The sequence below is a fragment of the Bernardetia sp. genome, from assembly GCF_020630935.1.
Taxonomy (GTDB): domain Bacteria; phylum Bacteroidota; class Bacteroidia; order Cytophagales; family Bernardetiaceae; genus Bernardetia.
The window spans coordinates 62,203-85,942 of the sequence record NZ_JAHDIG010000006.1; the positions used below are offsets into that span (position 1 = coordinate 62,203).

A 23,740-nucleotide genomic window follows, 5' to 3' on the forward strand; every position below is an offset into this window, starting at 1 on the left:
CCAATTATTGGAGCAAATATTGGAGGAGTGGCAGAGCTTGTGGAAGATGGTAAAACAGGTTTTTTATATCAGTTTGATGATTTATCTACCTTTGAAAATATTTTGCTAAATGTAGCTACTCATCCATCACTTACTAATATGTTGAGCAAAAATATAGTTCCTCCTCGCACTACTCAAAAAGTGGGAGAAGAAATGCTAAATATCTATGAATCTTTATTTTAAGAAATAATGAAAATAGCCATCACAACAGATGCAGAAATACCAGTACCTCCTCTACTATACGGAGGTATTGAACGAATAATAGATATGCTTATTACAGAGTATCTAAAAAAAGGACATGAAGTAATTTTATTTGGACATCAAGACTCAAATACGGAAGCGACTCTAGTTCCTTACCCCAGCACAAGTAATAATGGAATAAAAAATATTCTCAAAAATACACTTACTATCAGCAAAATACTGACAGACAAAACACTACAAGACGTTGATATAGTGCATAGTTTTGGTCGTTTGGCATATCTACTTCCAATTTTACCTACTTCTACTCCTATTTTGATGAGCTACCAGCGTGAACCTACCATTTCTCAAATCAAAAAAGCTCTCAGTTTATCTAAAAAAAATACGCTTCATTTTTCAGGATGTAGTGAATATATTGCTTCGCAAATTCGTCCTTATGCACCTAGTTATGCTATCTATAATGGTGTTCCGATAGAAATTTATGATTATGAAGAAATAGTAGAAGAAGATGCTCCTTTAGTGTTTTTAGGTAGGATAGAACATATTAAGGGAACACATATTGCCATAGAAGTAGCTAAGAAAACAAATAGAAAACTCATCATTGCTGGGAATATCCCAAAAGACGATGCTCAAACAGGATATTTCGAAAAGGAAGTGAAACCTCATTTGGACGACAATCAGATTGTTTATATAGGAGCTGTAAATGATACTCAAAAGAATGAAATTTTGGGAAAAGCAGCAGCTTTTTTGATGCCTATTCTTTGGAATGAACCTTTTGGAATTGTGATGGCAGAAGCCATGGCTTGTGGAACTCCTGTTATTGGTTTTGGGAGAGGTTCTGTGCCAGAGGTTGTCAAGCATGGAATAAATGGCTACATTTGCCAAACACTACAACAAATGATAGAAGCAGTAGAAAAAATAGATGCTATTTCTCGCCTTGATGTGCGAAAAGATGCAGAAGAAAGGTTTAGTGCTACTGTAATAGCTGAACATTATTTACAAACTTATCAGAAGATAATTCAATGAGTATATTAACACGATTATTACCTACATCTCTAAAAGAAAAATTAAGAGAAAAACTAGATGTCCCTGATATGTTTCGTTCTATTTCAAAACTTAAAAATTTAGGTTTTGACCCAAAAATGACTGTTGATATAGGTGCATATAAAGGAGAATGGACAAAGGAGATGCAAACCATATTTCCAAATAGTAAATTTCTGATGGTAGAGCCAATGAGTGAAAAAGCTACTCTATTAGAAAAAATGGCTAATCAGTCTAATGGAAAAATTTATTTTGAGCAGGCTCTTTTAGCTGCTGAAGCTAATAAAGAAGTTATTTTTCACCAAAGTGAAACAGCAAGTTCAGTACTTACAGAACACGAAGAAAACGATGAGTTTGAGAAAGTAAGCAAATTAACTACTACTTTAGCTTTGCTTTTAGAAAAAAGAAACATAGGCAAAATAGATTTTTTAAAAATAGATACACAAGGGTATGAACTAGAAATTTTGAAAGGTGCAACAGAATACTTGAAAAACACTGATGTTGTTCTGTTAGAGGTATCCTTACTGGACATTCATCAGAATGTTCCTCTAGTACATGAAGTTTGTAATTTTATGTATCAGTATGGCTTTGTAACCTATGATATTTGTTCATTTACTCGTCGTCCATTAGACAAAGCATTGTGGCAAAGTGATTTTATTTTTGTAAAAGAAAACTCTTCTTTTAGAGCAAATAAAAATTGGATATAGTCAAACATTATGAAAGTGCTACATGCCCATCCAGGTACAGGGATTTTTGTTCGTCAGACAGCCTTTGCATATTATGAACATAATATGTTAGAGAAGTTCTGTACAACTTTTATTGCTCATAAAGAGTACTTTTTATCTAATTTTCTTAAAAAAATAGCTCCAAGTTTAGAAAAAGATATAGAGAAAAAAGCTATCTCTGAAATACCTTTTGAAAAAATAAAAACTTATCCTTATAGGGAACTCATACGTCTTTTTGCTAGTCGTTATGCTTCAACAGAAACTACTGACAAAGTATGGGAGTGGGCAGAGAATTCTTACGATAGATGGGTAGCAGGTCAAATAAAAAAATCAAATATTGAGATATTTCATGGGTACGAACACTGTTCGCTTGCAGCTTTGAAGGCTGCTAATAGTAAGCAAATAATGTGTGTTTACGAACAGCCAAGTGTATATTATAAATCATTTGATAAAATAATAGACAAATTATTTAAAGAAGAAAATGAGTTTAAAAAGCAGTATAACAATTTATTTTCTTCAGATTTGAGTAAGGAAAGGAATCAAAGGCGAGAAGAAGAGCTGCATTTGGCTAGTACAATCATTTGTAATTCTACTTTTACAAAAAATTCGTTTCCAGCAATTTATCAACAAAAAGCCCAAGTGATTCCTTTGGCATTTCCCAAACCAAAACAGCAAAGTGATAGTAGAGAAAATATAGATAAAGTTATCTTTGCAATTTCTGGAAACATAAGTTATTTGAAAGGTGCACATCACGTATTGAGAGTTTGGAAAAAACTAGATAAAATTTTCTCAAATGTTGAATTGAGAATTATAGGAACATATCTATTAGATGATAAAGAAAAACAAGAATTACCACCTTCTGTTAAATTTTATGATAGACTTGCACATCAAGAATATATGAACTTTATAAAAGAAGTAAGCATTTTTGTGTCATTTACCTATTCAGATGGATTCGGAATGGTTATTTCAGAAGCAATGGCAAATGGTATTCCTGTTATTGCTACTCCTAATTGTATGGCACTAGATTTTATAGAACATAACGAAAATGGATGGATTGTTCCTGTAGGAGATCAAGAAGCTCTTTTACAGCAAATGAAATGGTGTGTAGAGAACAAACATCTTATAGAAAACACAAGCCGAAAAGCATTAGAAACGGCTGAAAAATGGCAATGGGAAGATTATAGAAACAAAGTAGCTGAGACTATAAAACATCAATATTTACTTTATGAGGAAACAAAAAATAGAAAATAAATCAAATAATAAAAAACATATTTGCTTTGTTTCAGTAGGGCATATTTCCTCAAATCCTCGTCTGATAAAAGAAGCAACCACAGCCTCTCAAAATGGATATCAAGTCTCTGTTGTAGGGCTTCAAACTCTAAAAAAACTTGTTCCTTTTGACAAAGAGTTGGTACATCAAAATCCTAGTTGGGAAGTGTTTGTATATCCATTTTATAAAAAAAAAATGGGGTACTTGTTGGGAACAGGCTTTCATCACATAGCTAAAAAAATTCCACATCTTGCAAATAGGAGTGTAGTGGGTAAACTAAGTCTTTCTACTCCTCTTTGGCTTCCTTTATATTATTTTTTAAGGTCTATAAAGGCAGACTTATATATTGTTCATAATATAAATATGTTGCCAGTAGTTGCTCATATAGCTAAAAAAAATAAGGCAAAACTAGGCTTTGATATTGAAGATGCGTATAGTGTAACTTCTAAAAATAAAGATGAAAATATCGTAGAGTTGGAGAAAAAATATCTTCCTAAAGCTGATTATATCACTTGTGCTAGTCCTTTGTATATAGATTTTTATAATCAGCTTTATCCCAATCTTCCTACCATAGTTCCTATCTTAAATGTATTTGAAGATATGGAAGAAGTAGATAAAGTGTACAAAGACAGAACTAATTCGAATAATTTATCTTTGTATTGGTTTTCTCAAACAACGGGAAAAGGAAGGGGGATTGAGCAAATTATAGAAGCCTTAAACAGACTAGATAGAGATGATATAGAATTGCATTTGAGAGGAGAAGCCAGTGAAGAAGTAAAAAACCATGTGCTAAGTTTAGCAACTAGCAAAAAAGTAAGAGAAAATATCTACTTTCATAGTTTGGTTTCAAATCAAGAACTGGTATTTAGAACAGCAGAACACGATGTAGGGCTTGCACTAGAAACAGGTTTTAGTATCAACAACGAATTAGCTATTTCTAATAAAATCTTTCAGTATTTGAATACTGGACTGGCTATTTTGTCTTCTTCTACAAAAGGTCAAGCTTGGTTACTAAAACAGAATGAAAATATAGGCTTTTTAGTAAATATTCAAAGTATAGAAGAAGTGGTACAAAAAATTGAAATTTTAGCTGACAGTAAGAAAAACAAGACTGAAATGCTAGAAAACATGAAAAAAGCCTCTAAAAATGCTTCAAAAACAAAATATAACTGGAATATAGAAGGACAAAAGTTTCTTGACATCTTAGAAAAAACATTGAGCTAATTATTCAAAATGAAAAATTTACTTATTATTTCTCCTACATTTCCTCCTAATAATGCAGCCGATATGCACCGTGTTCGACAAGGAGTAAACTATTGGAAAGAGTTTGGATGGAATCCGATTGTTGTTGGAGTTGCGCCTCACCTAACAGAGTTTCCTAAAGAAGAAATATTATTACAAACTGTTCCAGAAGATTTAGAAATTCATCATGTTAAGGCATTTTCTGCAAAATATACACGAAAAGTTGGACTAGGTGAGCTAGGGCTTCGTTCTATGTATTTTTATAGAAAAAAAGTCAATCAAATCATAAGGCAAAAACAAAAAGAAGGTAATCCAATAGAACTTATTTATTTTTCTACAACGGTCTTTCCTATTTGTGTTTTGGGTGCATACTGGAAAAGAAAATTCAAGATTCCATACATAATAGATATGCAAGACCCTTGGCATTCAGACTACTACCTCACTCGTCCAAAGGCTGAACGTCCACCTAAATTTTGGTTTTCATATAATTTGCATAAGTTTTTAGAGCCTATTGCGATGAAAAAGGTAGATGGTATTGTGTCAGTTTCAGAGGGATACTGTCAAACCTTACAAAAACGCTATCAGAATATCACACCTCAAACTTGTATTACGCTTCCATTTGGAGCTTTTGATAAAGATTTTGAGGTGGCTAACAAAATGGATTTTCACAACAAGTTTTTTAATCCAAAAGATGATTTTGTACATCTTGTTTATATAGGCAGAGGAGGACACGACCTAAAAACAGCAGCTCAGATACTCTTTAAAGCTATTAGCAAAGGACTGAAAGAAAACCCTACACTTTTCAAAAAACTAAAACTTTTTTTTATTGGAACAGATTATTCTTCTCAGAATCCTAAACCTACTATTTTTCCAGTAGCTCAACAAATAGGTGTTCAAACTTTAGTAGAAGAGTTTCCTGCACGAATTCCTTATTTTGATACGTTGCGTTTGCTTTCAGAGGCTAACGGATTGCTTATTTTTGGTTCAATAGATAAAAATTATACAGCCTCAAAACTTTATCCTTATATTTTGTCTGAAAAACCTATCTGTGCAGTATTTTATGAAGGAAGCAGTGCCGTTTCTATTCTTAGGAAGACGAATGCAGGTACAGTAATTCCTTTTTTAGAGGAGAAGTTTGATGAAGACAAAATTGAGGAAGCCTACATTACATTCAAGAAGTTTTTAGAAAATATTGAACAAAAACCACAAACGGATTGGCAAGCTTTTGAGCCTTATACAGCTAGAGAAATGACACGCAAGCAAGCTGAATTTTTTGACAAAATCATTGAAATAAATGAATAAATTAGCCATTATTACCACTCATCCCATCCAATATTATGCTCCCATTTTTAAATTGCTTTCAGAGCGACAAAAAATAGATATTTGTGTTTTCTATACATGGGGAGAAGATGTACTTAAAGATAAGTTTGATGAAGGGTTTGGAAAAAAAATAGAATGGGATATTCCTTTATTAGAGGGATACAATTACAAGTTTTTAGAGAATATAGCAACTGATAAAGGTTCACATCATTTCAAAGGAATTGATAATCCAACAATTATTGAAGACATAAAAAGCTATGAACCTAATGCCATTTTAGTCTTCGGTTGGAGCTACAAAAGTCATTTGAAAGTTATCCGTTACTTTTCAAATAAAATTTCAGTATGGTTTCGTGGAGATTCACATCTCCTAACAACAATTTCTCCTGTGAAAAAAGTAGCTCGCAAACTGTTTCTTACTTGGCTCTACTCACATATAGATAAAGCGTTTTTTGTCGGAACAAATAATAAAAGCTATTACAAACATGCAGGAGTAAGCGATACAAAACTCACTTTTGCTCCTCATGCCATTGACAATTCTCGTTTTACACCAACAGATGAAAATGTAGCAGTAGCCAACAAGTGGAGAGAAGAATTAGGAATTCAAGAAAATGAATTAGTATGGCTTTTTGCAGGTAAATTTGAAGCTGTTAAGCAGCCCCAACTGCTAATTCAAGCATTTATAGAAAGAGGAAAGAATAAAGAACATTTGATTTTGGTGGGAAACGGTCATTTGGAAGAAGAACTTAAAGAGCAAACCAAAAACAGAGCTAACATACACTTTTTACCTTTTCAAAATCAGTCTAAGATGCCCATTATCTATTTATTGGCAGATGTATTTCTACTCACATCTGTTTCTGAAACGTGGGGATTGGCTATCAATGAGGCTATGGCAGCAGAAAAAGCCATCATTGCCAGTACAAAAGTAGGTTGTGCAATAGATTTGATACAAGATAATGAAAATGGATTTGTTTTTCAAAGTGAAAATGTACAGTCTTTAAAAGAGGCAATGAATAAAATTACATCCCAAAGACAAGCAAAAGATATGGGGCGATTATCTTCTCAAATTATACAAAACTGGTCATTTGAAAAGATAGCACAAACAATAGAGAATAGTTTTGAATAGAAAATGATACTACTCTACAAATTTGTTTTTTGTCTAAAACTGAATATTGCTAGTAATGTTCCTATGATGAATAACTTCTTCATACAAAAAAATGGGTTAAAACATTAAAAATCAGTGTCTCTGATTACAGAAACTAAATATAATTCTACTTTTTGATACAAAATTTTTAACAATTCGCCTACAAAATGCGTCTTATAGGTAGATTTCTCGTAGCTCTATAAAAAAAGTTGTTAAGAAGTCTATTTTTTTGCTTTTTTAACCTCCTTATTATTCATAGAAGTTACGATTTGCCATACAATGAAAATTTATACCTATAAGATATTCTATTCCTTTCTATTTGTTCTATCTCTTTATTTTGTTCAACATACGACAGTAAAGGCACAAGACCAAGATTCTACCAATACTCAGCAGGAAGAAAAAAAAGAAACTTTTTTTGATAAAATAATAGATTATGTGGAATTTAGAAACAAAGCTGATGTTTTGGAAGACTCTACTCGCTTCCGTAGTAAATTTGTTATCTCTCCTATCGTTTCCTACAAACCCGAAACCAGTTGGGGATTTGGGATAGGAGCAAAATGGCTGTTTAAGTTTAAGAATGCCAGTAGAGAAACACGCACATCAAATATGCCGATTTCTGCACTTTATACCCTTCGAAAACAAGTAGTAGTTAATTCTGGCTATGTTGTTTTTTTCAATGATGAAAAATGGATGCTTAGAGGAAATTTAGGTTATTCTAAGTTTCCCCAACAATATTTCGGTCTTGGAAACACGACTTCTATCAAAAATGAAGAGCTTTTTGAATATCAGAATATTTTAATCAGTCCTTTACTCTTAAAGAGAGTAGTAGGTAAATTTTTTGTTGGTGGGGGAATACGTTACAATAATGTTTGGGATATGGAGCTTGAAAAAGATGGAATACTTAATAGAAATCAGCCTTTAGGGTATGATGGCTCTATCTCTGCTGGACTGGATTTAGCTGCTCTTTACGATTCTAGGGACAATGTTTTGAATGCTCAGAAGGGTTCGCTCTACGAGTTTAGACACGCCTTTAATGGAAAATCTTTGGGAGGTACGCCTTTTGAAGTAACTAGAGTAGATTTGCGTCAGTATTTCAAACTTTCTCATCGAAACGATGTCTTAGCTTTTCAAGGATATGGATATTTTACAGATGGAGATGCGCCTTTGGTTGAACTAGCTGCCCTTGGAGGAAGCGAACTGATGCGTGGATATTACAAAGGAAGATTTATAGATAACAATATGATAGCACTACAAACTGAATATCGTTTTACAATCTATGAACCTGTTGGAATGGTGGTCTTTGTGGGGGCTGGAGATGTTTATCATACAAAAGAAGATTTGAGCTTCAAAAATCTTAAGGTAGGATATGGGGCTGGCTTACGTCTCAAAATTGTAAAATCTGAAAATCTCAACATTCGTTTTGATGTTGCAAAAGGCGAAAAATTGAATTTTTACTTCGGAATTGCAGAAGCATTTTAAATTTTTTAAATAAAAATTTATTCTTATTAACTTTTGGTAAGGTTTTAGTTAAAGAGATTTGTGAAAACAAAGTACATACGTGTTTATAATTTCGTGTTTTGTTTGTCTATTTCACACTTCAACTACTAACTATCTTACTTCAATGAAAAATACTTCATTTTTTTCTCTTTTGCTTTTAGTATTTGTTTTTTCTTCTGCAACTACATTCGGACAGCGCAATGTAAATCCTTACAAAAACAAACAGCGTATTCTTATCATAGACGAATCTAATGTTTATGATGCAAGTAAAGACACCAAACGAAAAGAATTGGTACGAAAAGAAACTACGACTTCAAACAATTTTTCCAATTTTATAGAAAATATAGAAACAATAAATAGCTATCTTCTCCTAGATGAAGTTGTCAATACAGATTTGTATTCCCCTGTTTCTTTAGATACTTACAACGAGCATTTCAATCTTACCAATGGCATACAAGAAACAATCGTATTAGCTCCACAAGATGAAAACAGACTTTATCTAGTAGGGAAATTAGACAATATGCCAACTGGCATAGAAGCATTATTATTTTATGCCTTTGAAGGAAATAGCATTCAGTTTTCAAAACTCGTTACTTTTGATAAAAACGGAAACCCGATTGCATCACAAGAAATACAATATTATATTAAAGGTTCAGAAGAAGGAATGGAAGGAAAAATGACTTGTCATATCAATGAAGACCAAACACTAGGTTGTGTAAATTATGAGGAAGTTGGCAAAACTATGATTCCTGTTTATGAACAAATTTATCAAGTACAAGAAGATGGAAGCATCAAAGAAATTGGACTTATAGATTTAGAAACCTCATTGGCAAGAAATGGAGAGTAGGCATTTCATTTTAAAAAGTATGCACTTATGAAAATTCAAAAAAAACATCTCTTAGGACTTTTTTCACTGGTTGTTTGTTGTATTGGTTTTTTTGCTTATCAAGATTTTGTTACAGAACAAAAACGCTATAAAAAAGTACGGACAGCCTATACAGAAAAGGAAAACTACCTTAGTAAAAAGCTAAAAGAAAAAAAACTATCGCTCCAAAACTTAAATATTTTGATAGTAGCTTACAAAGATGAACAAGAGCTAGAAGTTTATGTTAAGTCTAAAACAGCAAAGCAATATCAAAAATTTCTGACCTATGATATTTGCCAAAACTCAGGCGATTTGGGGCATAAAAATAAGGAAGGCGATTATCAAGTTCCAGAAGGCTTTTACTACATCAATCATTTCAACCCTATGAGTAGCTATTTTTTGTCTCTAGGAATTAGCTACCCTAATTTAGCAGATAAGCGTAGAAATCCTAAAACGGCAACTAAAGATTTGGGAGGAGCAATCTATCTTCATGGAGCTTGTGTTACGATTGGCTGTATTCCCATTACAGATGAGTACATCAAAGAAGTCTATGTTTTGGCAGTACAGGCAAGAACGAATGGACAAACGAAGATTCCGATTTATGTTTTGCCCTTTCGCATGAATAAAGAGAATCAGCAAGAATTTTATCCAAAATATAAAAATTTGGTAGGATTTTGGGACAACATAAAGATAGGATATGAAAAATTTGAGAAAAACAAAGAAGAATTGTCTTTTAGCATAGATGCAAAAGGTAATTATGTTTTCAAATAATTTTATCTGTATCTTATCAAAACAAGAATGGTTGGTATGTAGTTTTACTACTTATTATAAAACCATTTTTATCCCATTACCTTAATTTTTTTTATACAATGAAACAGCCTACTATTTATTCCCTTTTACTATTTGTGTTTGCTTTTAGTTTTCTTTCTAGTAGTTCTTTTGCACAGCGAAATGTAAATCCTTACAAAAAAGATAAATCAAGAGCCGTTGTAGTAGATGATGCAAACGTTTATGATGCTAATAAAGATAAAAATAGAAAAGCTCTACACCTAAAAGATACTGTTCCAGCAGAAGATTTTTCAGAGTTTGTTGGAAAAATAAAAGAGGTCAAAACGCCTTACGATGTTAGTGAAAAAACAAATAAAAAAGTCTTTTCTCCAATTTCTATGACGACTTATGAAAAATATTTCAATATCATCAACGGATTAGGAGAAAAAGTAATGGTCGAACCTAAAGGGGGAAATCGTTTATACCTTATCGGAAAGCTAGATGAAATGCCAGAAGGTATTAATGCGCTTTTATTCTATGGCTATGATGGTTCTATTTTCCAGTTTACCAAGCTAGTAACATTTGATGCAGAGGGCAAACCGATTGCTGAGAAAAATGTACAATACTACATCAGAGGCTCACAAGATGGGTTCACACAAGAAGAAAAAGTAACCTGTACGCTTAATGAAGACAAAACCATGAGTTGTATGGTCTATGCAGCAGACGGAGAAGACAAAGAAATGACAGTACAATCAGGTACAATCCACGAAGTACAGCCAGATGGAACAATTGAAGAGGTTGGAATCGTAGATTTGGAAGCACTGGAAGAAGAAGAAAATGAAGACGATAAATAGAGAATTACATTCTAAAATGAAATAAAGCTCAGAAAATTATAGTATCTTAAATCTCTATCAAGAAAATATGCTTGATAGAGATTTTTTGTTTCATACAAAATCTCAAATTATGAAAAGAAAGCTAGGTCTAATTATTCTACCCATTCTTGTTGTCTTGACAAGTTTCATCGTTTATCAAAATATCGGAAGTAAGCAAGAAAAAGTTACTCAAAACGACCCAAATTACAAGATAGATGAGAGTAGAATATTGAGTTATGCAATTAATCCTAAAAAACAAAAACTAGATTTTTACTGGAAAGATAAGGCAGGAAAACATTACGAAAATTTTGAAGTATTGAAAAAAGCATTGCAAAAAGAAGGAAAAGAGCTTGTTTTTGCAATGAATGGAGGGATGTTTAGAAGAGATTTGTCTCCACAAGGTTTGTTCATTCAAAATGGAAAAATAAAGGCTAAAATAGATACAGTAGAAAAAGGCTATGGCAATTTTTATATGCAGCCGAATGGTATTTTTTATCTGACAAATAATGATAGTTCTGTTGTCTGTACGACAAAGGAATTTTTGAAAGCCAATAATTACGAAAATATAAAGTATGCCACACAATCAGGACCTATGTTACTGATTGATGGGAAAATGCATTCAAAATTTATGAAAGGCTCTTCCAACCTTAATATTAGAAATGGGGTTGGAGTTTTGCCCAATGGAAATCTCTTATTTGCGATGTCTAAAAAGGAAATTAATTTTTATGATTTTGCTACGTTTTTCAAACAAAATGACTGCAAAAATGCTCTTTATTTAGATGGTTTTGTTTCCAAAACTTATCTTCCTTCAAAAAACTGGCAACAAACTGATGGCATATTTGGAGTTATCATAGCTGAAACAAAATAACCTTTAAAAATTATTATTATGTCACACAATCAAAAAATTAACCTTGTCAGTATTCTGCTCGTTCTTATTGCTATTGCAATGATTGTAATTGGCATTATCTCAAAAATTCTTCCTCCTCCACTTACTGGAATTGGATTTTTACTTATTGCTTGGGGCTTCCAACTTTTTAAAGAAAAAGAATAAATTATGCTTATCATTCTTTCTAAATATATTGTAGTTCTGTTTGGGTTGTTTTTGATTTCAGTAGGTTTTCTGATGCTTTTTGCTCCCACAAAAGCAAGAGAAACCATAGCTAAGGCTGGGAGTACTAATTTTATAAATTATGCTGAAATCACAATTCGGTTAATTCCTGCTGCTGCAATGGTTTTTTATGCTGACTTTTGTCGTTACCCTATGTTTTTTAAAGTTTTGGGTGGATTTATGATTGCTACTTCTTTGCTTCTTTATCTTGTTCCAAGAAAATATCATCATGCTTATTCTCTCAAATCAGCTGAAATATTAAAACCTCTTTACATTCGCTTGTTGTTTCCTTTTTCTATGGCTTTTGGTGGGTTTGTATTGTATTGCATTTTTTAAAAGCTAAAAACAACCGATTAAAAATTCGTTTTCGTCGAAAGCCAACCTATTTTAGTCCTTTTCGAAGGATAAAAGGCGTTATGTTTGCTATTTTAGTTAAATTAGTAGTAAATTATAGTTAGAAAAAATTAAGAAATAGATAGCCTTTCTCATAAAAAATAGTAATACGAATGTTTGAGCGATTATCCACAAAACTTATTGCAGGTTTTTCCTTTATCCTAACTCTGTCTATCATAGTTAATTTCTTTGCCATCTATAAGCTCTCTCAAGTACAAGAAGTTGCCGTAGAAATTAGTGAAAACTGGATGCCAAGTATCTATGAAATTTCAAGTATCAATACAAATACATCTGACCACATGATACGTCAGCAGCAGCATATCTTTGCGCTTTCAGAAACTGAAATGGCAGGGTATGAGGCAGAAATGAGAGAACTTGAAATGCAAATAGCAGAAAGCGAGCAAAAATACAGAGCCTTCTTAGATGAAAGACAGGAAAAATTAAGAGAAATGGGAGATATTTATGAGGAAGATGACTCAAAGGAATCGAAGGCGATGCGCCAAATCATAAAAAATAGAAGCGATTTCGAACTCTATGAAGAATCGTATAATAAGTATTTAGAACTAAGTAAGAAAGTACAGAGAGATTCTAGATACAACAATAAAGAACAAGCAAAACAGACATTAATGCTTACAGCAGCTTTGTCTTTTGAGGAAAGTAATCAGAATTTGGATTTTATAATTGCTCAAGATTTACAAAACGCTAGAGAAGCAGCCGAACGAAGCGAAGAGATTTATACAGACTCTAGTCGTCTGATTATTGGTGGTACTATCTTTTCTATTTTGGTAAGTTTTGCAGTAGCTCTTTTTATTGTTCGCAACACAAGCAAAAAAATTGGTGGCGACCCTTCCGAAATTGCAGATATAGCTCGCAGAGTTTCGGCTGGCGACTTAAATATGAAATTCAATAACAACAAATCAGAAGAAAGTATTTATTCTTCGGTTAGGAAAGTAGTTGAAAATTTGAAAGAAATCTCAAATATCACAAACAGCATTGCAAAAGGCGACCTCTCTAGGCGAGTAGAAGTAAAAAGTCCGAACGATTTATTAGCCATTTCTATCAACCAGATGATTGAGAATTTTAAAAATATCATCAATCAAGCACAAGTTATTGCAAAAGGAGATTATACAGTTGAAGTAAAAGAAAGAGGAGAAGAAGACGAACTAAGTACTGCTCTACAACGAATGACAGAAAGTCTTAGAGCCAATAAGAAAGAAACTTTCGAACAAAACTGGATTAAAGATGGTATCAATCAGCTTGCACAACAGCTTTCTGGAAATCTTCTTTCACTAGAACTAAGTAGAAAAGCTATCAATTTTATTTCTCGTTATACCGATTCTGCACAAGGTGTGATGTATTTGGTAGATAATTTCTCATCAAAACTGAAACTCAATGCTTCGTATGCCTTTACAGAGCGTTCTGGACTTTCAAACGAATACAAAATTGGCGAAGGCTTGGTAGGACAAGTAGCTTTAGAGCGTAGTCCAATTCTCTTGAAAAATATTAGAAGGCAAGATATGGCACTGACTACGGGTACAGTCGAAGAACCACCAACTCATGTGTACGCTTTTCCTTTAGTTTTTGAATATGAATTGTATGGAGTTATCGAACTTGCTTCTTTTGAGCCTTTCACACAGCTCAAACAAGAGTTCTTGCAACAAGCTGCCAACACCATCGTAACTTACATTTATTCTGTTTCTCAAACAGATAGAATCAAAGGACTTTTGGCTACTTCGGAAGAAGCCACACGTAGCGCACAAGCGAGAGCAAAAGAGATTGAGCAAGCCAATGAAAGATTGGAAATTCAGCAGGGAGAATTGCAAGAAAAATCAGAAGAATTGCGTCGTAGAAATGAAAGCCTAATTTTAGCTAAGGAAGAACTAGATAGGAGAGCCGAAGAGCTAGAACTTTCCAACAAATACAAGTCAGAGTTTTTGGCAAATATGTCGCACGAGCTTCGAACGCCTCTCAACTCAATTATTATGCTTTCCAAAATGCTTTCTAAGAATGAGAAAAGGTCATTACCAGAGAAAGATGTGAAAAAAGCTAAAATTATTTATAAATCGGGGGGAGAACTTTTACGTCTTATCAATGATATTCTTGACCTTTCTAAGATTGAAGCTGGAAAAATGGTTATCAATCCAGTAGAATTTACCAACAAGGAAATCGTTACCGATATGAGCGATTTGTTCCAAGGCATAGCTCAAGAAAAAGGAATTGATTTTATTACAGAAGACAAAACAAAATCATTCATATATAGTGATAAGGAAAGATTAGCTCAAATTTTACGCAATTTCTTATCTAACTCATTTAAGTTTACTAAAAAAGGACAAGTAAAGCTCACTATCACTGAACACGACGAAAATCATTATAAATACAGTATCAGCGATACAGGTATTGGCATACCAAAAGATAAACAGCAAGTCATTTTTGAAGCCTTCAAACAAGCTGATGGTACAACTTCAAGAGAATATGGAGGTACAGGATTAGGACTTTCTATTGCTCGTGAACTTACCAAACTCTTACAAGGACAGATTGAACTAGATTCAGAAGCAGGAAAGGGAAGTACATTTTCTATTATCTTACCAAAAAGATTGGATGAAGAATTAGCAGAAAAAGAAGACAGAGTAACCGTAGTGGTAAAAAACTTGGATGCAAAAAGAGGAACAGCATCTCAGAAACGTTTGCCTAGAAAACTTATCAGAGAAGATATTGACGACGATAGAGACAATATTAACAAAAATGATAATGTCATTTTGATTATTGAAGATGAGGTACAATTTGCTGAAAGTATGGCAGAAGTCTTGAGCGCACAGAGTATCAAAACGCTTATTGCACAGAGTGGAGAAGAAGGCATCGATTTGGCAATTCAGTATAAGCCTAACGGAATTATTTTGGATTTAGGTTTGCCAGATATTGATGGAGTAGATGTTTTGAAAAAACTCAAATCGTATAAAGAATTGCGTCATATTCCTATCGAAATTATTTCAGCAAGAGACAAAGACCACAATCTTCTTTCCACAGGAGCATTTGGTTTCTTACAAAAACCAATAGATGAAAATGTTTTGAAGAGTGCAATGTCGGATATGCTTCGTCTTTCGAAAAAGAAAGTCAAAGAGCTTTTGATAGTAGAAGATGACGAGTCGCAAATGGAAGCCATCAAAGAGCTTATTATTGGTGATGATGTAAAAGTTTTGGGTGTAAAGAGCCAAGATGAAGCGATTCAAGCTATTGAAAACGGAACATTTGATGGTGCTATTGTAGATTTAGGATTGAAAGATGGTAGTGGGCAGGCAGTTTGCAAATACATCAATGAAAATCATTCTAATATTCCTGTCATTATCTATACTGGAAAATCTCTTTCACATGAAGAGGAAACCAACCTTCGCCAAGCAGCGCAAAGCATCATCTTAAAAACAAGAGATACCGATGAAAAATTGCGTGAAGAGGTCGCTATATTTTTGCATAGAATGGAAGAAGAAGTGGAGAAGGAAACTCCAAAGCAAGATGAATTTTCAAGTTCGAACGGACAGAAATCACGTACGGCTCAACTTGCCGAATCTTTATTAGACGAACTCAAGGTAGATAAAGAGTTAGAGGAAATGATTTCTAAAAAATCATCTTCTAAGACAGGCAGAAAGAAACCTACAGAAAAACTAGAAGGCGATGTTCCTCCTCGTTCGCTAACACGTAATTCTATCAATGAGGAAATTAGTGAAGATGAAGACGATATCGAAGAGCAAAAAGCTGCTGATGAAGCTGGAGGCGAAATAAGTAAGGAAGAAGCCATCAAAATTATTAAGAATAAAACTATTTTAGTTGTAGATGATGATATTCGTAATATTTTCGTGATTGCCTCTGCTTTAGAAACCTATGAAGCTCAAATTTTAGAAGCTATGAATGGGCAGCAAGCCATTGATATGTTGCGTGAAGAAGATGTAGATTTGGTGCTAATGGACTCAGTAATGCCAGAAATGAATGGTTTGGACGCTATGAGAAAGATTCGTCAAGATGAAGAACTCAAGCATTATCCAATCGTTGCTATTACAGGGAAGGCACAAGAAGAAGACAAACAAGAATGCTTTGATGCAGGTGCAAATGGTTATATTGTTAAGCCAGTAGATTACGACCAGCTTGTTTATACGGTTTGTAAATGGATTGGAAAACGAGTGTGATAAAAGCCTACTTCAAGTGCTATTTCCGAAACTGTCTGACACTATCCTATAAAGTGTGTAAGTTGTACAAAGTTTGGGGTTTGACTTAGTCGTTTAACTATTTAACTCATAGTTCTTTGATAGCTGTTGTTGAGTTCAGCCTTTTTTATCTTAAATCACGTGTTTCATATTGAAATACGTTTCGTTTCCTTTAAAGAAATCTATTCATGAGACAAATAGCAATGAATTAGAATATGGATAGCTCAGATTTTGTAGTAAATTCTTCTAAAAATCTCATTCCTTTATAGGAGTTTCCTCTCTTATTTAATTTTGGACTCCAAACGGCTATTGTATATTGATTTGGATGAACAGCTATAATTCCTCCTCCAACACCACTTTTTCCAGGTAGTCCTACTTTGAAGGCAAATTCTCCAGATTCGTCATAAAAACCACAGGTTTGCATGAGTGCATTTATTCTCTTTGCTTCACTTTTGGTAAGTATTGTAAGGTTATCTACTGTTCTACGTCCATTATTTGCCAAAAATAAAAATGCTTCTGAGAGTTCTTTACAAGTCATTTCTAACGAGCAGAGGTCAAAGTAAAAATCAAGGACTTTGTTTGGGTCATTTTCAATATTACCGAAAGATTTAATAAAATTACACAACGCTACATTTCTAAATCCTATTGCTTTCTCTGATGCAGCTACTTCACTTGAATAATCTAAGTTTGGGTTATTGGAGAGGCTTCTTACAAAAGCCAAAAAATCTTCTCTTGGATTTTCCAAATTACTAATCAAAATATCAGAAATTACGATTGCACCAGCATTAATAAACGGATTTCTAGGTATGCCATTATCTACTTCAAGTTGTGTAAGGGAGTTGAACGGATTTCCAGAAGGTTCAACTCCCAATCTTTTCCAAATACTTTCCCCAACCATTCTGTAAGCGAGTGCTAAGGAAAGAACTTTAGCAATACTTTGAATGGAAAATTTATCAGTATAATTTCCAATACCAAAATCATTTTTATCAAGTGTAGAAATATGTACGCCAAAACTTTCTGGATTAATGTAGGCTAGTTCTGGGATATAAGATGCTAGTTCTCCACTATCTTCTAAAAGTTTGATATTTTGATATATCTCTTTAATGATTGTTTCGAAATTCACTTTTTATTGTGTTTATGAGGTTTGTCTAATACTGTTTTCAATCATAAGGATACCATTTATTTTCAAAATTGCCACCATTTTTTCTGACTAATTTTTATATTTTCTAAATCAAGTGATACTGATATGGGCATTTCAGATTCTGCAAGTTGTATTTTAGCTGTTTCTAAATCAATATTGTTGTTTTCTATAAATTCCAATAATTCTATTTCCAAAATTTCTTCATCTGTGATTCCTCGTTGGGGAATACAAATAAGAGAGGAATCGTTTTTCTCTATTCTTTTTATCCAGTTTACTATTTCCTTTTGAGCTTCCCTAGACATAGAACTGGTTACAGAATCATCTATTTCTAAATCTTCATTGAGCATAAAGTAGTCAGCGATATGGATTACAAAAAAAGTCTTTCGTTTTGTATCGTAATAAAATAAAACGAACGAGTAAATTCATTAGGAGCAGTGGAAATTCCTGCTTGGATTAGATTGATGATTTTATTCTTAGCTTTTGTCATATTAATCCTATATAATCATATTTATTTTTTCATATCATCGAAATACACTGTCTTTTTTTCTTTACCTTTCTTATAAATGACCTTCTTTATAAGGTTTTTGTATTCATCGTAATACTCCCAGATGCCTATTTTCTTATTATAATTTTTCTTAGTTGCTAGAAAATAATTGATTGCTTTTATATTTCCACTCTCGTAATAATGTGTAATCTGTCTAGTATTTTTACCCAATACACCACAAATAGTATTGATTTGTATATTTCCATTTTCATAAAAATAAGTATAGTTTTTCTTTGAACCTTTATGAATCGCAATATACTTTAATTGACCACTTTCAAACCATTCATACGCTGTATCAATTTCATACACTTTTAAAGGCAAATAATACTTACTCTCACCATTAAGTTTACATTTGTATTGTTCTTTAGGTTTTCCGTTTTCATACCATCTTTTTATAGACTGAATATAATACGAATCTGCTCTTTCCCAAGTAACATAGGATTTCTGTAAATGATTTGGGTAGAATATTTTAGACCAAGTCATCACATTGTCTTTGAATAACTTTATTTCATAATAATCTTCTGCATTTTTTTTATCTATAGTTTTCCAAATGCCTTCTTTTTTACCTTCAATATATTTGCCTTTCCATATTCTTCCTATCACTTCTTCAATCCAAACTCCTTGTTTTTTACAATTTGCATCATAATAATTGAAAATCTTGTTTTCAAAACGGTAAAATGAAGGACAGGGAAGAGAATCAAAAGAGTAAACCATAGTATCTATCTGCAACTTAGTATAAACCAGTCGTTCTACTTTGGACATAACAAACGGAAGGGTATCATTTTCTACAATCATATAGTGGTTGGTAGAGTCCAATGTTATTTCTTCTATTGTTTGGGGGAAAGAAACTTGATAAATAAAAATAAAACAAATTAGGAATACAATGAATCTCATAGTCTTTTTTTTCTATAAAACTACAAAAGTTCCACCTCTCAAGGAAATGGAACTTTTGATTTTATTCATAACATCTGCTCACACACTAAAGTGTGTACTACATTAGTTTAACTGATGCACTTTCATTGCCAAATGAACTTTTGTTTCTTCGGTTTCTAGCTCAACGCTATCATTTACTGATTCCAACACTTCCATTTCTAAGGCTTGTGTTTCATCACAGATATATTTTTTGAAGTTGGACAAAGCATCGTTTAGAAGTTCGTTACCTTTTTGGATTTGTAACATAATCTTATCCTGTACTTCCAAACCTTCGTCTTTTCTAAGGTTTTGAATACGATTTACCAAATCTCTAGCAATTCCTTCTTGGCGTAACTCATCGGTAAGGTTTACATCTAAAGCTACTGTAATTCCGTTTTCGCTCATCACTACCCAGCCTTCAATATCTTCTGTTCCGATTTCTACATCGTCTGGTGTGAGTGGAATTACCTCTCCATCAAGATTGAATGTAAATACGCCTGTTTGCTCCAACGTTGCAATATCAGATTGTGACATGGCTTTTACTTGTGCAGCAATTTTTGGCATTGCTTTTCCGTACTGGCTACCTAGCTTTTTAAAGTTTGGTTTTATTGTTTTGGTAAGTTTGTCAGAATCTGGAGCTAAAAACTCTAGTTCTTTTACATTTACTTCTGATAAAATTAATTCTTGTACAGCTTTGATATGATTTTGAGTAGTTTCATCTACCACAGCTACCATAATTTTCTGCAATGGCTGGCGAACTCTCATCTGATTTTTCTTACGCAAAGCGTGTGTCATCGAAGAAATCTGTTGAGCAAGTTCCATTTGTGTTTCCAAATCTTTGTTTATCAAGCTCTCATCAGAAACAGGAAAATCTGCCAAGTGAACAGAAACCTTGCTGTCTTTGTCTGCTTTTTTCAAGTTACGATATACAAAATCAGAATAGAATGGTGCAATCGGAGAAGCCAACAAAACAACCGTTTCCAAACACGTATGAAGTGTCTGGTAGGCTGCAATCTTGTCATCTACAAGTTCGGCTTTCCAAAAACGTTTTCTATTCAAACGAACGTACCAATTTGAAAGGTCGTCTGTTACAAATTTAGACATCGCACGAGCTGCTTTAGTAGGCTCATATTCTGCAAAAGCTGCATCTACTTCGGCTATCAAAGAGTGAAGTTTTGAGATAATCCAACGGTCGCTTTCAGGTCGTTTCTCAACAGGAATTACATTATTTTTATCAAAATCAAAATCATCTAAATTTGCATATAGAGCAAAGAAAGAATAGGTGTTTTGAAGCGTATTGAAAAACTTACGCTGCACTTCCGTAACGCCATCTTTACTAAAACGCAAACTGTCCCAAGGATTTGAGTTTTCAATCAAGTACCAACGAGTTGGGTCTGCTCCAAAGTTTTCTAAGGTTTCAAATGGGTCGACTACATTTCCTTTAGACTTCGACATCTTATTGCCTTTATCGTCTAATACAAGTCCATTCGAAATTACATTTTTATAGGCTACAGAGTCGAAGAGCATTGTTCCGATAGCGTGAAGCGTAAAGAACCAACCACGAGTTTGGTCAACACCTTCTGCAATAAAATCAGCAGGGAAAGATTTTTCAAAAACTTCATTTTGCTCAAATGGATAATGCCACTGTGCATACGGCATTGCCCCCGAATCAAACCAAACATCGATAAGGTCTGTTTCTCTAGTAAGTTTTGTTTTGCCTTTTACAAGCGTAATATCATCTACATACGGACGGTGCAAATCAGCTTGATTTGCCATAAATTTCTCTAAGAAACCACGATTTTTCTTGATTTCTTCTGTTGTCAAGACTTTTGAGTCGTTGGCTTCTTGTATTCCTGCTAAAAGGTCTTTTATAGAACCAATACAAACGTCCTCTGTTCCGTCTTCACTTCTCCAAATCGGAAGAGGAGTTCCCCAATAACGAGAACGAGATAAGTTCCAATCTACAAGGTTTTCAAGCCAGTTTCCAAAACGCCCTTCACCTGTACTGGCAGGTTTCCAGTTGATGGTTTTGTTTAGCTCTACCATTCTTTCTTTGTGTTCTGTCGTTTTGATAAACCAAGAATCTAATGGATAGTACAAAACAGGCTTGTCAGTACGCCAACAATGAGGGTAGTTGTGTTCGTATTTTTCTACTTTGAAAGCACGATTCGATTTTTTGAGCTTTACAGCAATACGCAAATCTACATTTTCGTAGCCTTCTTTGCTTGTAACTTCGTTTGGTTCATATTCTTCTTTTACAGCCTCACCTGCAAAATCAGTAACTTCTTTTACAAAACGTCCTCTTTTGTCCACAAGTGGCATTGGGTTTCCGTTTTCATCATTTACCAAAATAGCAGGAACGTTTGCAAGTTTAGCTACACGAGCATCGTCTGCACCAAAAGTAGGCGCAATATGAACGATACCTGTACCATCTTCTGTACTTACAAAATCTCCTAAGATTACTCTAAAAGCAGTTCCATTTGCTTCGTCTGGCTGGACATAAGGTAAAAGTTGCTCATACTCCAAGCCTTCCAAACGCTCTCCTTTACATTGTTCTAAAATTGTGTAAGGATGCTGATTTGGGTGTTTTTCTTCGTCATACACACCGTGGTCGACATATTTTTTAGGGTCAAGAACTTTATTTAAAAGTGCTTTTGCTACATATACATTTATTGGCTGCTTCGTGTACTGGTTGTGTGTTTCTACTTTTACGTAGTCTATATTTTTTCCAACAGCTAAAGCTGCGTTTGATGGAAGCGTCCAAGGCGTTGTTGTCCAAGCCAAAAGGAAATCATTTGCTGTTCCTTTTACCTTAAACTGTGCAATAACAGATAAGTCTTTTACTTCACGATAACACCCTGGTTGATTGAGTTCGTGTGAAGAAAGACCAGTACCAGCAGCAGGAGAATACGGCTGAATGCTATATCCTTTGTATAAAAGTCCTTTATCATAGAATTGCTTTAGTAGATACCAAAGCGTTTCCATATAATTTTTATCAAAAGTGATGTATGGGTTTCCTAAATCTACCCAATAGCCCATTTTTGTTGTGATGTCGTCCCAAAGTTCTTTGTAACGCATTACAGCTTCTCTACACTTCTGATTATAGTCTTCGATAGAAATCGTTTTGCCAATGTCTTCTTTTGTAATGCCTAATTCTTTTTCTACCTGTAATTCAATAGGCAAACCGTGCGTATCCCAACCTCCTTTACGCTTTACTTGAAAGCCTTTCAAAGTTTGGTAACGACAAAAAATATCCTTAATCGTACGAGCCATAACGTGGTGAATACCCGGTTTTCCGTTGGCAGAAGGAGGTCCTTCGAAGAACGTAAAAGTAGGTTTGCCTTCTCTGTTTTGGACAGAAGCCTCAAAAATCTTGTTCTCGTTCCAAAAATGGAGAACATCTTTCGCTACGCCTGCGTAACTGATATTTTTTGGTTCGGTATATTTCATTTTTATATATATTCTGGACTTTAAAAAGTCTTTTAATGGCTATTCAAAATTAATCAATCCACAAAGGTAAGAAATTGTAAATTAAAAAGATAGTGTGGAAAAGCTAGGGTGTGCGACAAATTTCCCTTTTTACAAAACATTTAATATTTCGTTGCTCTGCAACTTGTGTTTTACATAAAAGCTAATAAAGATGTATTTTCTATAAGATAAAATATAGTAGAAAGTTGCAGCGCAACATCATATTTGTAGAATTGATTGCCCTAGTCTATTTAATAGTTGCCGCACAACGAAATGTATAAGCTATCTTTTTGATATACAACCCAAAAGGAGATTTTTGTCGTACACTTTAAAAACTGCTTTATATTATTTCTATGAGAATGGTATATCTGGTTTTTCTAATCCTATCAATCCTAAAAATCCTTTACTAATCAAATCCAAATAGCAATGAAAATACTCATCTTCGGCGCATCAGGCTCTGGAACAACTACACTAGGCAGAGAACTAGAAAAACAAATCAATTTCAAGCATTTGGATGCTGATGATTATTACTGGGAGAAAACCAATCCACCATTTCAAGAAAAAATACCACTCATAGAAAGAAATAAAGCCCTCAAAACGGATATTGAGAAGTATGAAAATGTTGTAGTTAGTGGTTCGCTTGTGAGTTGGGGAAAGGAATGGACAATAGCTTTTGATTTAGCCGTTTTTATTTATTTGAAAAATGAGGTAAGAATGGAGCGTTTGAAGGTAAGAGAGTTAGAAAGATATGGCAATGAACTTCTTACAGACAAGAAACTACAAGAAAAATCAAAGGCTTTCATAGAATGGGCAAGCAAATACGACGACCCTAATTTTAATGGACGTTCACTCAAAATACATAATGAGTGGATAATGAAGTTGAATTGTCCTGTTTTAAAACTTGATGGAGAGGAGGAGCTAGAGGTAAAAGTAAAACAGGTTATCTCACAGATTGAAGTGCTAAAGAGGCAGCCCTAAGGCATTACAAAAGTTTGCAGAACTA

The 23,740-nt window shown here is 33.7% G+C and carries 19 protein-coding genes and 1 pseudogene; 16 read left to right on the plus strand and 4 right to left on the minus strand.

Features of this window, described 5'->3' with window-relative positions:
- The 15 genes and pseudogenes from QZ659_RS03190 to QZ659_RS03260 form a co-directional block, all read left to right on the plus strand.
- Positions 1-222, plus strand: a pseudogene (locus tag QZ659_RS03190) (hypothetical protein); the annotation flags it as partial.
- Positions 223-228: 6 nt separating this feature from the next.
- A complete protein-coding gene (locus QZ659_RS03195) occupies positions 229-1,263 on the plus strand; it encodes a glycosyltransferase (RefSeq protein WP_291721733.1) in 1,035 nt (344 codons plus the stop codon).
- A complete protein-coding gene (locus QZ659_RS03200; RefSeq protein ID WP_291721737.1) occupies positions 1,260-1,985 on the plus strand; it encodes an FkbM family methyltransferase in 726 nt (241 codons plus the stop codon). Before QZ659_RS03195 ends, QZ659_RS03200 begins: the two co-directional genes overlap by 4 nt.
- Before the next feature lie 9 nt (positions 1,986-1,994).
- Positions 1,995-3,254 carry a glycosyltransferase family 4 protein gene (locus tag QZ659_RS03205; protein ID WP_291721740.1) on the plus strand — a complete coding sequence of 420 codons (1,260 nt, stop codon included), beginning with the start codon at positions 1,995-1,997 and terminating at the stop codon, positions 3,252-3,254.
- Entirely contained in the window at positions 3,229-4,497 is a 1,269-nt protein-coding gene (locus QZ659_RS03210; RefSeq protein WP_291721743.1) for a hypothetical protein, read from the plus strand. The genes QZ659_RS03205 and QZ659_RS03210 overlap by 26 nt, the downstream gene beginning before the upstream one ends.
- Before the next feature lie 9 nt (positions 4,498-4,506).
- On the plus strand, positions 4,507-5,817 hold the full coding sequence (locus QZ659_RS03215) for a hypothetical protein (RefSeq protein ID WP_291721746.1): 1,311 nt from the start codon (positions 4,507-4,509) through the stop codon (positions 5,815-5,817).
- The gene (locus QZ659_RS03220) at positions 5,810-6,958 is read left to right on the plus strand and encodes a glycosyltransferase (RefSeq protein WP_291721749.1); all 1,149 of its coding nucleotides are present in this window, start codon (positions 5,810-5,812) and stop codon (positions 6,956-6,958) included. The genes QZ659_RS03215 and QZ659_RS03220 overlap by 8 nt, the downstream gene beginning before the upstream one ends.
- 297 nt (positions 6,959-7,255) lie before the next feature.
- A complete protein-coding gene (locus tag QZ659_RS03225) occupies positions 7,256-8,455 on the plus strand; it encodes a BamA/TamA family outer membrane protein (protein WP_291721753.1) in 1,200 nt (399 codons plus the stop codon).
- A 142-nt stretch (positions 8,456-8,597) separates the two neighbouring features.
- Positions 8,598-9,320 (plus strand): hypothetical protein, encoded by a 723-nt coding sequence (locus tag QZ659_RS03230; RefSeq protein ID WP_291721756.1) that lies wholly within the window; start codon positions 8,598-8,600, stop codon positions 9,318-9,320.
- A gap of 27 nt (positions 9,321-9,347) precedes the next feature.
- Positions 9,348-10,109, plus strand: coding sequence for a L,D-transpeptidase family protein (locus tag QZ659_RS03235; RefSeq protein WP_291721759.1), 762 nt, complete (start codon positions 9,348-9,350; stop codon positions 10,107-10,109).
- A 98-nt stretch (positions 10,110-10,207) separates the two neighbouring features.
- Positions 10,208-10,960, plus strand: a complete 753-nt coding sequence (locus QZ659_RS03240; protein ID WP_291721762.1) for a hypothetical protein — start codon at positions 10,208-10,210, stop codon at positions 10,958-10,960.
- 109 nt (positions 10,961-11,069) lie between these two features.
- Positions 11,070-11,846 carry a phosphodiester glycosidase family protein gene (locus QZ659_RS03245; protein WP_291721764.1) on the plus strand — a complete coding sequence of 259 codons (777 nt, stop codon included), beginning with the start codon at positions 11,070-11,072 and terminating at the stop codon, positions 11,844-11,846.
- Positions 11,847-11,864: 18 nt separating this feature from the next.
- On the plus strand, positions 11,865-12,029 hold the full coding sequence (locus QZ659_RS03250; protein WP_291721767.1) for a hypothetical protein: 165 nt from the start codon (positions 11,865-11,867) through the stop codon (positions 12,027-12,029).
- Between the two features lie 3 nt (positions 12,030-12,032).
- Entirely contained in the window at positions 12,033-12,422 is a 390-nt protein-coding gene (locus QZ659_RS03255) for a hypothetical protein (protein ID WP_291721769.1), read from the plus strand.
- Positions 12,423-12,592: 170 nt separating this feature from the next.
- Complete coding sequence (locus tag QZ659_RS03260) at positions 12,593-16,654, plus strand: response regulator (protein WP_291721771.1); 4,062 nt, start codon at positions 12,593-12,595, stop codon at positions 16,652-16,654.
- A gap of 226 nt (positions 16,655-16,880) precedes the next feature.
- On the opposite strand, the gene QZ659_RS03265 is transcribed toward QZ659_RS03260, so the two are convergent.
- From QZ659_RS03265 to ileS, 4 genes are all read right to left on the minus strand, one after another.
- Positions 16,881-17,795 (minus strand): glutaminase, encoded by a 915-nt coding sequence (locus tag QZ659_RS03265; RefSeq protein ID WP_291721773.1) that lies wholly within the window; start codon positions 17,793-17,795, stop codon positions 16,881-16,883.
- A gap of 62 nt (positions 17,796-17,857) precedes the next feature.
- Positions 17,858-18,160 carry a hypothetical protein gene (locus tag QZ659_RS03270; RefSeq protein ID WP_291721775.1) on the minus strand — a complete coding sequence of 101 codons (303 nt, stop codon included), beginning with the start codon at positions 18,158-18,160 and terminating at the stop codon, positions 17,858-17,860.
- Positions 18,161-18,321: 161 nt separating this feature from the next.
- A complete protein-coding gene (locus QZ659_RS03275; RefSeq protein ID WP_291721777.1) occupies positions 18,322-19,251 on the minus strand; it encodes a toxin-antitoxin system YwqK family antitoxin in 930 nt (309 codons plus the stop codon).
- A gap of 102 nt (positions 19,252-19,353) precedes the next feature.
- Positions 19,354-22,719, minus strand: coding sequence for an isoleucine--tRNA ligase (gene ileS, locus QZ659_RS03280; protein WP_291721779.1), 3,366 nt, complete (start codon positions 22,717-22,719; stop codon positions 19,354-19,356).
- A gap of 444 nt (positions 22,720-23,163) precedes the next feature.
- Between ileS and QZ659_RS03285 the strand changes: the two genes are divergently transcribed.
- A complete protein-coding gene (locus tag QZ659_RS03285; RefSeq protein WP_291721782.1) occupies positions 23,164-23,715 on the plus strand; it encodes an AAA family ATPase in 552 nt (183 codons plus the stop codon).
- Positions 23,716-23,740: the final 25 nt, after the last annotated feature.